The 12,966-nt window shown below is 64.6% G+C and carries 12 protein-coding genes; 7 read left to right on the top strand and 5 right to left on the bottom strand.

The genetic code is table 11. The features are described from left to right. The first annotated feature begins 57 nt into the window (after positions 1-57). The gene (locus tag HIM68_RS01090) at positions 58-1,461 is read left to right on the top strand and encodes a class II fumarate hydratase (protein WP_139466818.1); all 1,404 of its coding nucleotides are present in this window, start codon (positions 58-60) and stop codon (positions 1,459-1,461) included. A gap of 170 nt (positions 1,462-1,631) precedes the next feature. On the opposite strand, the gene HIM68_RS01085 is transcribed toward HIM68_RS01090, so the two are convergent. Together HIM68_RS01085 and HIM68_RS01080 are read right to left on the bottom strand one after the other, a co-directional pair. Then, positions 1,632-2,939 (bottom strand): PhoH family protein, encoded by a 1,308-nt coding sequence (locus HIM68_RS01085; RefSeq protein WP_139907495.1) that lies wholly within the window; start codon positions 2,937-2,939, stop codon positions 1,632-1,634. 211 nt (positions 2,940-3,150) lie between these two features. Then, positions 3,151-3,912, bottom strand: a complete 762-nt coding sequence (locus HIM68_RS01080; RefSeq protein WP_367647409.1) for an isoprenyl transferase — start codon at positions 3,910-3,912, stop codon at positions 3,151-3,153. A 103-nt stretch (positions 3,913-4,015) separates the two neighbouring features. Between HIM68_RS01080 and HIM68_RS01075 the strand changes: the two genes are divergently transcribed. Beyond that, positions 4,016-4,801 carry a hemolysin III family protein gene (locus tag HIM68_RS01075; RefSeq protein WP_172168894.1) on the top strand — a complete coding sequence of 262 codons (786 nt, stop codon included), beginning with the start codon at positions 4,016-4,018 and terminating at the stop codon, positions 4,799-4,801. Between the two features lie 97 nt (positions 4,802-4,898). Here the strand turns inward: HIM68_RS01075 and HIM68_RS18785 are convergent, their stop codons facing one another. Both HIM68_RS18785 and mca read right to left on the bottom strand, forming a co-directional pair. Then, a complete protein-coding gene (locus tag HIM68_RS18785) occupies positions 4,899-5,282 on the bottom strand; it encodes a hypothetical protein (RefSeq protein ID WP_180345505.1) in 384 nt (127 codons plus the stop codon). After that, positions 5,279-6,289, bottom strand: coding sequence for a mycothiol conjugate amidase Mca (mca, locus tag HIM68_RS01065; protein ID WP_139466809.1), 1,011 nt, complete (start codon positions 6,287-6,289; stop codon positions 5,279-5,281). Before mca ends, HIM68_RS18785 begins: the two co-directional genes overlap by 4 nt. Before the next feature lie 123 nt (positions 6,290-6,412). Here mca and HIM68_RS01060 point away from each other — a divergent pair, with 123 nt between their 5' ends. Both HIM68_RS01060 and greA read left to right on the top strand, forming a co-directional pair. Then, the gene (locus tag HIM68_RS01060) at positions 6,413-6,838 is read left to right on the top strand and encodes a DUF4307 domain-containing protein (RefSeq protein WP_139466807.1); all 426 of its coding nucleotides are present in this window, start codon (positions 6,413-6,415) and stop codon (positions 6,836-6,838) included. A gap of 259 nt (positions 6,839-7,097) precedes the next feature. Then, positions 7,098-7,592 carry a transcription elongation factor GreA gene (gene greA / locus HIM68_RS01055; RefSeq protein ID WP_101546580.1) on the top strand — a complete coding sequence of 165 codons (495 nt, stop codon included), beginning with the start codon at positions 7,098-7,100 and terminating at the stop codon, positions 7,590-7,592. A gap of 125 nt (positions 7,593-7,717) precedes the next feature. Here the strand turns inward: greA and HIM68_RS01050 are convergent, their stop codons facing one another. After that, on the bottom strand, positions 7,718-9,178 hold the full coding sequence (locus HIM68_RS01050) for an AI-2E family transporter (RefSeq protein WP_172168892.1): 1,461 nt from the start codon (positions 9,176-9,178) through the stop codon (positions 7,718-7,720). Positions 9,179-9,242: 64 nt separating this feature from the next. On the opposite strand from HIM68_RS01050, the gene HIM68_RS01045 reads away from it, so the two are divergent. From HIM68_RS01045 to HIM68_RS01035, 3 genes are all read left to right on the top strand, one after another. After that, on the top strand, positions 9,243-10,274 hold the full coding sequence (locus tag HIM68_RS01045) for an SGNH/GDSL hydrolase family protein (protein WP_258041932.1): 1,032 nt from the start codon (positions 9,243-9,245) through the stop codon (positions 10,272-10,274). Continuing rightward, the gene (locus tag HIM68_RS01040) at positions 10,271-11,008 is read left to right on the top strand and encodes a Maf family protein (RefSeq protein WP_172168890.1); all 738 of its coding nucleotides are present in this window, start codon (positions 10,271-10,273) and stop codon (positions 11,006-11,008) included. The genes HIM68_RS01045 and HIM68_RS01040 overlap by 4 nt, the downstream gene beginning before the upstream one ends. Before the next feature lie 123 nt (positions 11,009-11,131). Continuing rightward, the gene (locus HIM68_RS01035; protein ID WP_139907490.1) at positions 11,132-12,943 is read left to right on the top strand and encodes a biotin carboxylase N-terminal domain-containing protein; all 1,812 of its coding nucleotides are present in this window, start codon (positions 11,132-11,134) and stop codon (positions 12,941-12,943) included. Positions 12,944-12,966: the final 23 nt, after the last annotated feature.

The raw sequence follows: 12,966 nt of genomic DNA, 5'->3' as shown, positions 1-12,966 counted from the left end.
TCCCAACGAGCCTGAGCTCCGCAATCATTTCCCAGGCACCCAACGGAAAGGACAACAATGACCGAAGAATTTCGCATCGAACACGACACCATGGGTGAGGTCAAAGTCCCCAAGGACGCCCTCTACAGCGCACAGACCCAGCGTGCCGTCGAGAACTTCCCGATCTCGGGCAAGACCCTCGAATCCGCTCACATCGCCGCACTGGCTCAGGTGAAGAAGGCCGCTGCGAAGGCCAACGCCGAACTCGGCGTGCTTGACGAGGCCCGCGCCACAGCCATCCAGAACGCCGCCGACCGGGTCATCGCAGGCGAGTTCGACGCCCACTTCCCGATCGACGTGTTCCAGACCGGCTCGGGAACCTCGTCGAACATGAACACCAACGAGGTCCTTGCCTCGTTGGCGACCAAGGCGCTCGAAGCCGACGGAATCAACGTCCACCCGAACGACCACGTCAACGCTTCGCAGTCGTCGAACGACGTCTTCCCCACCTCGGTGCACCTGGCAGTGACCAAGGCCCTGGTCAACACCCTCATCCCGGCCATGGACACCCTGGCGACTTCGCTGGAGAAGAAGGCGAAGGAGTTCTCCTCGATCGTCAAGTCCGGACGCACCCACCTCATGGATGCCACTCCGGTGACTCTCGGTCAGGAGTTCGGCGGCTACGCAGCTCAGGTCCGTTACGGAATCGAGCGCATCGAGGCTTCCCTGCCGCGCGTGGCAGAGGTCCCGCAGGGCGGAACCGCTGTGGGCACCGGCATCAACACCCCCGACGGCTTCTCCTCCCGCGTGGTCGAGATCCTCGCCGAGGAGACCGGACTGCCGATCACCGAGGCTCGCAACCACTTCGAGGCCCAGGCCAACCGCGACGGACTCGTCGAGGCCTCCGGTCAGCTGCGGACCATCGCCTACGGCTACATGAAGATCTGCAACGACCTGCGCTGGATGGGTTCGGGACCGAACACCGGCCTCGGCGAGATCGCCATCCCCGACCTGCAGCCCGGTTCGTCGATCATGCCCGGCAAGGTCAACCCGGTCATCTGCGAGGCCACCATTCAGGTCGCCGCACAGGTCATCGGCAATGACACCTCCGTGTCGCTGTCGTCGACCAACGGCGCGTTCGAGCTCAACGTCGGCATCCCCGTCATGGCCTCGAACCTGCTCGAGTCGATCCGCCTGCTCGCGAACGCCTCGACCGTCATGGCCGAGAAGATGATCGACGGACTCACCGCCAACGAGGAGCGTGCCCGCTTCCTCGCCGAGGCGAGCCCCTCCATCGTCACCCCGCTGAACAAGGTCATCGGCTACGAGGCGGCCGCGAAGATCGCGAAGCACGCCGTGGCTGAGAAGATGACCGTCAAGGAAGCGACGATCGCGCTCGGCTTCGTCGAGAACGGCTCCATCACCGAGGCGGACCTCGACAAGGCCCTCGACGTCACCACCATGATCGGCAGCTACAAGTAAGCCTCCGATCTGACAGAACGAAACGGCGCCCGGACGGATACCGTCCGGGCGCCGTTTCGTGTTGGCGGCCCATTTCGAGTCCCGTCGACCGCCCACCCCAGCGTCGACCGCTCACCGAACAGCACGCGACATCGGCGGTAACGTGATCGGTCGGCGACCGGAGCAGAGGCTCAGGACCGGAACGGGTCGAATTCCTCGAGTACATCGGTGACCAGGGCAGCGATCTCCGACCGCTCCGACCGCGTCAGCGTGACATGCGCGAACAGTTCGTGGCCTTTGAGCTTCTCGATCACCGCGGCGACTCCGTCGTGCCTGCCTACTCGCAGGTTGTCGCGCTGGGCGACATCGTGGGTGAGCACCACCTTCGAGTTCATTCCGATGCGTGAGAGCACGGTCAGCAGAACATTGCGCTCCAACGACTGCGCTTCATCGACGATGACGAATGCATCGTGGAGGGACCGTCCGCGGATGTGGGTGAGCGGAAGCACCTCGAGGATCTCCCTGTTGACCACCTCGTCGATGACGTTCTTGCTCACCAGCGCACTGAGGGTGTCGAATACGGCCTCCGCCCAGGGGTTCATCTTCTCACCTTCGCTGCCGGGCAGGTAGCCGAGGTTCTGTCCGCCCACTGCGTAGAGGGGACGGAAGACCATGATCTTCGAGTGCTTGTTCTCCTCGAGCACCTTCTGCAGACCTGCCATGAGGGCCAGCGCGGACTTCCCCGTTCCGGCTCGCCCTCCCATCGACACGATCCCCAGGGCGTCGTCGAGCAGCATGTCGATGGCGATCCGCTGTTCTGCCGACCGTCCGTGGACGCCGAAGATGTCACGATCCCCGCGCACCATCGACACTCGGTTGCCGCTGCGCACACGTCCCAGTCCGGATCCGCGCGGTGAGGTGATGACGACCCCGGTGTTGACCACCTCGTCGGAGACATCCTCGGTGACGACCGACCCCGAATCGTAGAACTCGTTCATCTGCTCGTCGTCGAGGCCGAGCTCGCTCATCCCGGTGAACCCGGAGTCGACGGCCAGCTCCGCCAGATACTCCTCCGCGTGCAGACCCAGGGCCGAAGCTTTCACTCGCATCGGCACGTCCTTGGTCACGACAACCACGTCACAGCCTTCGGCAGAGAGGTTGCGGGCCACGGCCAGGATGCGGGTGTCGTTCTCCGTCCGGTCGAAGCCGACCGGCATCGTGGAGGCGTCGATGTGGTTGAGCTCGACCCGCAGCGTTCCGCCTGCGTCACCGACGGGAATGGGCTGATCCAACCGGTCGTAGTCGGAACGGAAGTCGTCGAGGATGTGGAGGGCTTTGCGTGCGGTGAATCCGAGTTCGGGATGATTGCGTTTGCCCTCGAGTTCGGAGACGACGATGAGCGGGATGACGACGTGGTGTTCGGCGAAGCGCAGAAGCGCTCCGGGATCCGACAGCAGCACCGAGGTGTCGAGAACGTAGGTGTGGACTTTTTCAGCCATGAGGACCTCTGAGGCGTGAGTTCCGCCGAGATCCGGTTCTGACATCCCCCGATCTCGGGTTGGTGTCGACCAACTACAGCCAACCTAACCCGGTTCGCCCCCGCAGGCGGTAGCGGCACGCGTGCTCGGGCAAGTCAGGGTCATGAACTTCGAGTGAATGCGGGATTCCCCCGTCAGACGGCCGCTGGGTCTCGCCGGCGGCGGGCACGACCTATTTGCCGAAGCGCCGCTGCCGCAGACCGTAGTCGCGCACGGCTCGGAGGAAGTCCGTACGGCGGAAGTCCGGCCAATAGGCTTCGCAGAAATAGAACTCCGAATAGGCGCTCTGCCACATGAGGAAGCCGGAGAGTCGCTGCTCTCCCGAGGAGCGGATGATGAGGTCGGGATCGGGTTGGCCCTTGGTGTAGAGGTGTTCGCCGATCTGCTCCGGCGACAGTTCGGAGATGATCGACTCCAGGTCCATGCCGTCGTCGGACCGTGTGCGCAGCAGGGACTTTACAGCATTGACGATCTCCTGCCGACCGCCGTAGCCGACGGCGACGTTGACGCGCATTCCACAGTCCTCGGTCGTCGACACCGCTTCGAGGCGGGCACGCAGATCCGGGGGAACGATGTCGAGATCACCGACGAGCTGGACGCCGACGCCGTCGAGAGCCGCGATCTTCTCCACCAGGTCCGAGATGATCTCGATGAGGATCGACACCTCTTCTGCCGAACGGGCGAGGTTCTCTTTGGACAGAACGTAGAGAGTGACGATCTCCACATCGATCTCGTGGCACCAGCCGAGGAACTCGACGATCTTCGCCGCTCCGGCGCGGTGACCGTCAGCGGTCGTCGCACCGAACTCCTTGGCCCACCTGCGGTTGCCATCGGTGATGACCCCGACGTGACGTGGAACCGGAACCGACTTGTCGAGCTCACGTTTGAGCCGTCGCTCGTACAGCCGATAGAGCAGGTTCACGGGTCGCGCCACAGCTGTCCTCTTCCACATGGGTCGTCGGTCGGTTCGAATACTGTACAGACTACTAGCCGACGATGCTGAATGAGGCCTCAGGTCCGCTGGCTACCATGGAGCTATGAATGCTTCGCTCACCGATTCCTCTCCGGTCGTTCCCGACGGCGCCGGGCCGGTCGGTTCAGCGGGCGCGGATGACGTTCCGCCCGCCGATGACCACCGCATCGCCCGTCGCCGCTCAGCACTGCGCGCCGAACTGACGAAGTTGGCGGGTCAGGTCAAGCCGAAGCTGCGCGGTTGGTTCCACGCCGGGGCGTTCCCTCTGGCGATGATCGGCGGCCTGGCTTTGGTGATCATCTCCCCGACCATCGAGTCGCGCATCGCCGCCGCGATCTTCGCCGTCACCGGCATGCTGCTCTTCGGCACCTCCGCCGTCTATCACCGAGGCCGCTGGCGCACCCGCGTCCGCCTCGTCCTGCGGCGGCTCGACCACGCGAATATCTTCCTCATCACCGCCGGTACGTACACACCGCTGGCAGTGCTGATGCTCCGCACCGACCAGGCAGTCCTCCTGCTGTCCGTGCTGTGGGGTGCCGCCGCACTCGGCGCTGCCTTCCGTACGATCTTCACCACCGCACCGAGGTGGCTCTTCGTCCCGATCTACGTCGGGTTCGGCGTCGCCGGAGTCGGGTACATTCCCCAGATCTGGGCCACGAACTTCCCCGTCGGACTCCTCGTCGTAGTCGGCGGCGTGTGCTACATCGCCGGCGCGGTGATCTACGGGATCAAGCGCCCGAACCCCTCACCGAAGTGGCTCGGCTTCCATGAGATCTTCCACATCTTCACGATCCTCGGCTACGGCTGCCACCTCGCCGCACTCATCATCGCCGCCGTCGCAGCCTACTGAACTCCAATCGACTGAGTCCGCACGGACGCACACGGCGCGATCACCGATCGGTGATCGCGCCGTTGTCTGTGTGCGCAGGACCTCAAAGCCTCAGAGCTCAGGCTCGTTCATTGCGTTCGTCGGTGGATTCGGAGGAATCGATCGGCTCCTCCGCCGAGCCGCCTCGGCGATCTGCATCGGATGGTCCGGTATCGGCGGACGCGTCGGAGTCGCTGTCAGCGGTCTCCGGTTCGGGTGCCTCCGGCCCTGAGAGCTTCGACTGGTTGGGCACCACATGCCTGCGCAGCGGGATCGGATAGGCATCGCTGGCGCCCGAGTGCGCCCGCACCCGACGGACACGGCGCAGGGCGTCCCTGATGAGGAAGATCGTCAGGACGACGATGGCGAGGGTGGCCAGGAAGCCGACGGTTCCGGGCGTCACCAGATCCGGGTCCGGTGTGCCTCCGTCCGGAGTCGGGGCTGGAGAGGACGCGAAGATCATGCGCGGGTGTCGCTTTCGGTCGGGACGGCGGAATCAGCGTCGAGGTCGTCGGCAGCCGGCGAGTCCGGGAGCATCCCCTCGGCGGGAACGCGACGACCGTCATCGAAGGTCACTGCGGCGAACAGGTCGGTCTCTTGGAAGTCCAGTTCCCGGTTCAGCGGCTCACGGTCGGTGAGGTCGAGAGCCAGCTCGAACTCTTCGGTCGGCCAATACGTACGAGCGGCCTTGCGCGATGCGGAGAAGAAACCGCCTTCGGGATCGATCTGAGTGGCGTGGGAGAGCAGCGCACGATCGCGGGCAGAGAAGAACTCGGAGCAGGAGATGCGGGTGCTCAGCCAGTTGTGGCGCTGGTTGTCACGCTTCTTGAAATCCTCGAGGTGGTCGGCGAACGGGGACTTGAGTCCCGCCTCGAGCATCTTCTCGTGGATCGTGATCCACTTCTTCGCCGACAGGTCCTGGTTGAAGTAGATCTTCTGCACCTGCCACGGTTCGCCGAGCTCGGGATGCGAGGTCGCATCTGCGGCGGCTTCGACAGCGGCCATGGTCACAGCGTGGTTCTTGATGTGGTCGGGGTGAGGATATCCGCCGAGCTCGTCGTAGGTGGTCACCACCTGAGGACGGAAGGTGCGGATGATGTGCACGAGGGGAAGCATCGCCACCTCGTCGGGAACCCGATAGAAGCATCCGGGAGGAGTCTGGTTGTCGAAATCGCCGTCGGGCAGTCCCGAGTCGACGTGACCGACCCAGACATGTTCGGCGCCGAGGGCTGCGGCAGCGGTCGCCATCTCCTCTCGACGGAGACCGGCGATGTCGCGGCTGGCCTTCGGACTCTGCAGGAGAGCGGGATTGAGGATATCGCCGGCCTCGCCACCGGTCATGGTGGCGATGAGCACCCGGGCACCCAGTGAAGCGTACTTCGCGCTCGTTGCCGCACCCTTGGAGGATTCGTCGTCGGGGTGGGCATGGACGGCCAACAGGCGCAGTCCATGGTACGGAAGCGAAGTCATATCCTAAATGTCCCTTTCGATTCAGCCTGGTGGCCACCTGCTGCCGGCGCTGCGGCTGACATGATCGCCGGCAGAGGATCGACTACTCTAGATTAGTGCGCGAAGTACTTAAAGAGGAATTCAATGACTGAGGTAACAGTGGCACCACCACTGCATGATGATCGCTACGGCCGGACCAGCAGACCCAAGCGAGAGCTGAGTCGTCGGGCGAAGATCATCGCCGTCATCGTCCTCGCCGTGGTGGTCGCCGTCATCGCTGTCTGGGCATTCCGCCCGCAGACGAATCCCACAACACCGCGCACCCTTGACTATTCGGTTGTCGACGATTCTTCAACGCGCGTCAGCGTCGGAATATTTCCTGATCAGAAACGCGACGTGCACTGCATCGTCCAGGCCACGAATGAGCAGGAAGCGATCGTCGGATTCACCGAGGTGACCGTTCCCGCCGATCCGAACGCCGATCCGAATTCGCCGAAGCGCATCGACGTGGACCTGGCCACAACTCAGCTGGCTGCCTCCGGCCACGTGGACTCCTGCTGGTTCGAATAGGCCGAACCTTCGACCGCTTCGACCGCCTGGTGGAAGCACAGGAACCCGGTCGCACGAGTCTCTTCGAATAGTTCTCGCACGGGAACGCATCTTGCGGTCGCGAACCTCCGCCTCACGGCCGGGGACGTGATCGAACTCATCGTTTTTCTCCGCAGATGCGTTACACTGTAGTTTCATTCAACTTCCGGGCGTGCCCATACGCCCGGTTTTTTCGTTGCCTGACACGCCCGTCAGTGCACCGACCGAAGAAGGAGAAGTCATGACCGAGGAAGTCACCCAGGAAGAGACATGGTTGACCCAGGAAGCCTTTGACCGCCTGTCGAAGGAACTCGAGCATCTCTCCGGACCGGGTCGTGCAGAGATTGCTGAGAAGATCGAAGCCGCCCGCGACGAGGGTGACTTGAAGGAGAACAGCGGTTATCACGCTGCGCGTGATGAGCAGGGCAAACAGGAAGCACGCATCCGCCAACTCGAGGTGCTGCTGCGGAACGCGAAGGTCGGCTCCAGCGACAGCGACGGCAAGACCGTGGCACCCGGAACCGTCGTGACCGCCAGCGTTGCCGGCAACTCCATGCGATTCCTGCTGGGCAACCGCGAGATCGCCGGAGACTCCGATATCGACGTCTTCTCGGAGAAGTCGCCGCTCGGAGCGGCTGTCCTCGGCGTCAAGGCCGGAGACAAGACCTCATACGAGGCTCCGAACGGCAAGACCATCGAGGTCAAGGTCGATTCCGTCGAAGCCTTCACCGGCTGATCGAGACCGAAAAGAGAAGTGGGCGGGTGCGATCGCACCCGCCCACTTCTCTATTCATTCCGGTTCAGGCGCGTCCTTCCGGACCCCGATTCAGACGAGTCCTGCCGGGTCGTCTGGTCCGAGCCTCAGGCATCGGGGCCCTTCTTCGGCCGTCCGGGTTCGGCCGAACCGGTCTCACCCGACGTGGTCGGACCGGTTGATCCGGTTTCCGTCGAATCGGTCTGTCCGGAACCTGATGCACGTTCGTCTTCCGCGGACTCGTGGACGGCATCGGTGAGCCGTTCCTTCGCCGTCTCGAGGACTGCCGTGGCCTCGCGTTCGTCCGGGTCACGCTCGGCGTCGTCCTCCGCTTCGTCTTCGTCCGAATCACCGGCGTTCGTACGCACGATATAGCTGACGACGCTGTTGAGCACGGCAACCAAGGGAACGGCGAAGAGAGCGCCGACGATGCCGAAGAGGAAGCCGCCTCCGGTGACTGCGAGGATCACAGCCAGCGGATGGACCGACACTGCCTTGCCCATGAGGAACGGCTGCAGCACCTGGCTTTCGATCTGCTGGACGGCAATGACAACCGCGAGCATGATGACGGCACTGACCAGACCGTTCGATACCAATGCCACGAGCACGGCGACCGCACCGGAGGCGATGGCTCCGACGACGGGGACGAACGAGGTGAGGAAGACGAGCACGGTCATGGGGATGACCAGCGGGATCCCGAGGAACGCAGCGCCGATGCCGATGCCGATCGCATCGACGGCGGCGACGAGGATCTGGACCCTCACGTACTGCACGAGGGTCGTCCACCCCTTCAGAGCGGCACCCGTGGCGACGGGACGGGCCGGGACCGGCAGCAGGTTCATCACCCACCTGAAGATGTTCTGCCCGTCGTAGAGGAAGAAGAACGTCGCGAACAGACAGACGGCCATACCGGTGAGGAAGGTGCCCACCGAGGAGGTGGCCTCCAGGGCGCCGCCGAGAAGCTGGCTGCTGTTGTTCTGGAAGAAGTTCGTCGCGGTTTTGATGGCGTCGTCGATATAGCTCGAGATCGTCGTTGCGTCGATGCCGAAGGGGCTCGAAGCCAGCCATCCGCTGATCCCGGACACACCGGCAATGACCTGTTTGACGAGGTCGGGCATGCCGGAATAGATCTGCTGACCGACGAGGCCGAAGAGTCCGAGCACGACGACGATGAACCCGATGAAGGAGATCGCGGCGGCCCCTCCTCGAGGCACGCCCTTCTTCTTCAGCCATCCGGTCAGGGGCGCGAGCAGCGCTGCCAACAGCAGAGCAATGAGCACGGGCAGCACGACGCTGGAGATCTTCGACAGGAGCCACAGCGCCACACCGATCGCCACGAGCACGACGATCGACCGCCACGACCATGCGGCAGCTAGCTTGAGACCGGGAGCCACATACGGTTTGGCCTCGGCTTCGATTCGGCTGAGTGCGATCTCCTCGGGACTGACTGCCTGCGATGGGGTAGCTTCGGGTTCGGACGAGGAGTGAGAGGAGCCGCGTCCGCGCCGGAACGCCTCCCATGCTCCTCGGAGTCGGTTCGGAGGATGCTGCTGATCGTTTTCGCTCATGACTCAACAATAGTTGTTGATGCAGTGACAAAGGTGCAATGATGACGCCGGAGGAGGGAAATCAGTGGGAAGACGCTTGATCTACACGCTGGCGACCATGGGGGCGACCGTCGTCGGCGCCGGCGCCTCGGCGGCGGGACTGCTCCGCCACCAGGCCGGATCGCTGCGCCGTTCCTTCGACGACGACAAGAACCGTCGCTTCTCCACCTTCACCGAGGCGATCGCCGCCCCACGTGACAACGACGATGACGACTCCGCCGCTCTTGCCATCATCGGCGACTCCTGGCTGTGCGGGGTCGACGTCGACCCGGAGCAGGCGCCCCCGACCCTCATCGGGAGAGGCCTGGCGCGGATGCTCGGCACCACCGTCCGGGTCCAGACAACCGCACGCCCCTCGGCACTGTCGGATGATCTGCACCGACAGGTCGACGAAGTCCTGCGCTCGCCGTGGCTCTCGCGCCAGCTCTCGGACCGCTGGAGCGACGACCGCCGGTTCGCGATCATCTCGATCGGCACCGGCGACATCATCCACCCGATCCAGGCGACCATCGGCGTACCCGTGCTCAACCAGGCCATCAACCGGCTCCAACGCGAGGGCCGCTACACCGTGTTCGTTCTCGTCTGCCCCAATCTCGGCGGTCTGCCGGGGCTGCGCGATCCTCTCAAGACGTCGCTGCGCCGAACCTCGCGGGTCCTCGCCGGCTCTCAATGGCTGGCCGCCCTGGCCGCGCGTGCGGTTCCGCTGCGGTCGACGGGATCGCTGAGCGGAACGACACGCCGGTCTCTGCTCAACGACTCGGGCCGATTCCCCAGCGAACTCGGCTATGCGCAACTGTCCTCGACGCTGCTGGCCGCAATCGCCGAACGCATCGATGCACCGGTCGTCGTCGACCGCAGCCTCGACATCCCCGAGAAGGGCGAAACCGCCCGCCGACACGAACTGGTCCCCGGCGCCGAGGCGCAATCTGCTGCTCAGAACGATTCGGATATCGAGGCGCAGACCGGCGCCGAGGCGCAGCCAGATGCCGAAAAAACAGCAGTGACAGAAGACGCCAGCCCCGAACCGGTCCCGAATCGTTCGGAAGCAGCCTCGTGATCCCCGTCGTCCTCGCCTCCCAATCTCCTTCACGTCGCCAGATCCTCCGGGACGGCGGGATCGACCCGGTCATCATCGTCTCCGAGGTCGACGAACGTGCCATCGAGGACGATTTCACCGGCTCCGTCGGCGAACTCACCACAGCGTTGTCGGAGGCGAAGGCGCGTGCGGTCATCGACCGGATCATCACGTCCGCTCCCCCGACACTTGACGGCGCGGACACCGTGGTCGTCATCGCCGGGGATTCCCTGCTCGAATTCGACGGACAGGCCATCGGCAAACCGGGAACGGCCGATCGCACTCGCAACGTGTGGTCGGCGATCGCCGGTCAGTGGACACAGCTGCATTCGGGCCATACGGTCGCAGTGCTCACGCGGGCGCAGCCAGCGAACGGCACAGCCGGACGAGCGGGAGCTGACAGCAGCGGTGACAGCCCCGCCCCTGCCGGTCGAACCGACTCGGCGCCCTTCGAACTCGGCGCGCTGCGCTCGCAGCGGTCGGCCACCTCGGTGCTCATCGGCTCACCCAGCACGGAGGAGCTCGAAGCGTACATCGCCACCGAAGAGCCCTTCCACGTGGCCGGGGCGCTGACGATCGACGGCTACGGTGGGGCCTTCGTCGACCGGCTCGACGGCGACCACCTCACCGTGCTCGGCCTCAGCCTGCCCGTCGTGCGCGAATTGGTCACCGACATGGGCCTGTTCTGGCCCGATCTGTGGACTCTCAAGCGGTAGACTCGACCCTGGTCCGGTGACACGCCCGAGGACATTGAAGTTCTCGTCCCAATTTTTTATCGCTGTCCTACAAACCCTTGGTGCTGTTCTCTAAATTGTTCTGTGATCGTACAAAGGAGCACCATGACCACAGTCCTCTCCGACTCCACGACCTCGGTACTGAGCACCACTGTTCCGACCGGGGCCGTCCGCCGAGTCCTCATCGCCAACCGCGGTGAGATCGCTCTGCGCATCATCCGGGCCGCCCACGACCTCGGTATCAAGGCCGTCGCCGTGTACACTCGCGCCGATTCCGATGCCGACTTCGTCGAACTCGCCGACGACGCGTGGCTGCTGGACGGTTCCGGAGCCGGGGAGACGTATCTCGACATCGAGAAGATCCTCGCCTTGGCAAAGCGCTCCGGCGCCGATGCCGTCCACCCCGGTTACGGCTACATGGCCGAGAACGCGCAGTTCGCGCAGGCCGTCATCGATGCCGGGCTGATCTGGGTCGGTCCTCCCCCGGCGGCGATCGAACTCCTCGGTGACAAGTCCGGAGCCCGTGCCGTCGCCGAAGCCGTCGACGCTCCGGTTGCGCCCGGTTCCGACGGCGCCGTAGCCGATCTGACAGAGGCCGCCGAGGTGGCCGACCGGATCGGGTTCCCCGTCGTCGTCAAGGCCGTCCACGGCGGAGGCGGGCGTGGCTTCCGCGCCTGCGCTGCTGCCGAAGACCTCGAAGCCGCCTATACTGCAGCGACCCGCGAGGCACAGAGTGCCTTCGGGCGCGGTGAGTGCCTCATCGAGAAGCAGATCGTGCGCCCCCGTCACCTCGAGACCCAGTGCCTGGCCGATGCCCACGGCAACGTGCGGATCGTGTCCACGCGTGACTGCACTCTGCAGCGCCGCAACCAGAAGATCATCGAGGAAGCACCCGCTCCGTTCCTCACCGCCGAACAGGAGCGCATCGTCTCCGAAGCCTCGTCTCGCCTGCTCGCCCACGTCGGCTACGTCGGCGCCGCGACGTGTGAGTTCCTCCTCGGCGAGGACGGCACGATCATCTTCATGGAAGCCAACGCGCGCATCCAGGTCGAGCACACCGTCACCGAGGAGGTCACCGGAGTCGACCTCGTCGGTTGGCAGGTGCGCATCGCTTCGGGCGAGGCGCTGCCCGACGAATTCCCCGCCGTGCGCGGACACTCCTTCCAGTTCCGCATCAACGCCGAAGACCCCACGACGTTCTTCCCCGCCACCGGCGCAGTGAAGAACTACCGTGCACCTTCGGGTCCCGGAGTGCGTCTGGATTCCGGCATCGGCGAAGGCAGCGTCGTCGGCACGGACTTCGACCCGATGCTGGCCAAGCTCGTCGTCACGGGTGCCACCCGTGACGAGGCCCTGGCACGAGCACGCCGGGCCCTGTCCGAATACCGCATCGAGGGCGTCTCGACGCTGCTGCCGCTGCATCGGGTGCTCGTGAACGAACAGGCCTTCGCGACCGATTTCAAGGTCTGGACCAACTGGCTCGAAACCGCTTTCGTCAATCCGCTTGTCGATCCACAGCTAGGAGAACAGATGAGTACTGCAACCGACAGCTTCAGCGTTGTGGTCGAGGTCGATGGCCGCCGCATGACCGTTTCGGTCCCCAAGGACGTCATCTCGGACCTCGGTCATGTTCCCAGCCCCAGCGTGCCGCGGCGCAAGCGCGGGCTGAGCAGCCGCAAGGGTGCGAAGATCGCCGACGACTCGAATGCGCTCAACGCTCCCATGCAGGGCACCATCGTCTCCGTCTCCGTCAACCCCGGTGACACCGTCGAAGCCGGTGACACCCTCGCCGTCATCGAGGCCATGAAGATGGAACAGCCGCTCAAGGCCGGCCACTCCGGCACCGTCTCCGAGGTGCTCGTCGGCGCAGGCGCCTCGGTGAAGTCCGGTGAGGCGATCATCCGCTTCGCCGCCTGAGCCGCTCCCGCTCCTGCCTCCGT

This window comes from Brevibacterium sp. CT2-23B (assembly GCF_013168765.1).
Lineage (GTDB): Bacteria > Actinomycetota > Actinomycetes > Actinomycetales > Brevibacteriaceae > Brevibacterium > Brevibacterium sediminis.
Note: the sequence above shows the minus strand (reverse complement) of the source record. Positions and strands in the feature narration are given on the sequence as shown.

Coding starts and splice junctions, on each gene's coding strand:
- HIM68_RS01090 (WP_139466818.1), top strand. CDS start 58: ATGACCGAAGAATTTCGCATCGAACACGACACCATGGGTGAGGTCAAA.
- HIM68_RS01085 (WP_139907495.1), bottom strand. CDS start 2,939: ATGGCTGAAAAAGTCCACACCTACGTTCTCGACACCTCGGTGCTGCTG.
- HIM68_RS01075 (WP_172168894.1), top strand. CDS start 4,016: ATGAATGCTTCGCTCACCGATTCCTCTCCGGTCGTTCCCGACGGCGCC.
- HIM68_RS18785 (WP_180345505.1), bottom strand. CDS start 5,282: ATGATCTTCGCGTCCTCTCCAGCCCCGACTCCGGACGGAGGCACACCG.
- mca (WP_139466809.1), bottom strand. CDS start 6,289: ATGACTTCGCTTCCGTACCATGGACTGCGCCTGTTGGCCGTCCATGCC.
- HIM68_RS01060 (WP_139466807.1), top strand. CDS start 6,413: ATGACTGAGGTAACAGTGGCACCACCACTGCATGATGATCGCTACGGC.
- greA (WP_101546580.1), top strand. CDS start 7,098: ATGACCGAGGAAGTCACCCAGGAAGAGACATGGTTGACCCAGGAAGCC.
- HIM68_RS01050 (WP_172168892.1), bottom strand. CDS start 9,178: ATGAGCGAAAACGATCAGCAGCATCCTCCGAACCGACTCCGAGGAGCA.
- HIM68_RS01035 (WP_139907490.1), top strand. CDS start 11,132: ATGACCACAGTCCTCTCCGACTCCACGACCTCGGTACTGAGCACCACT.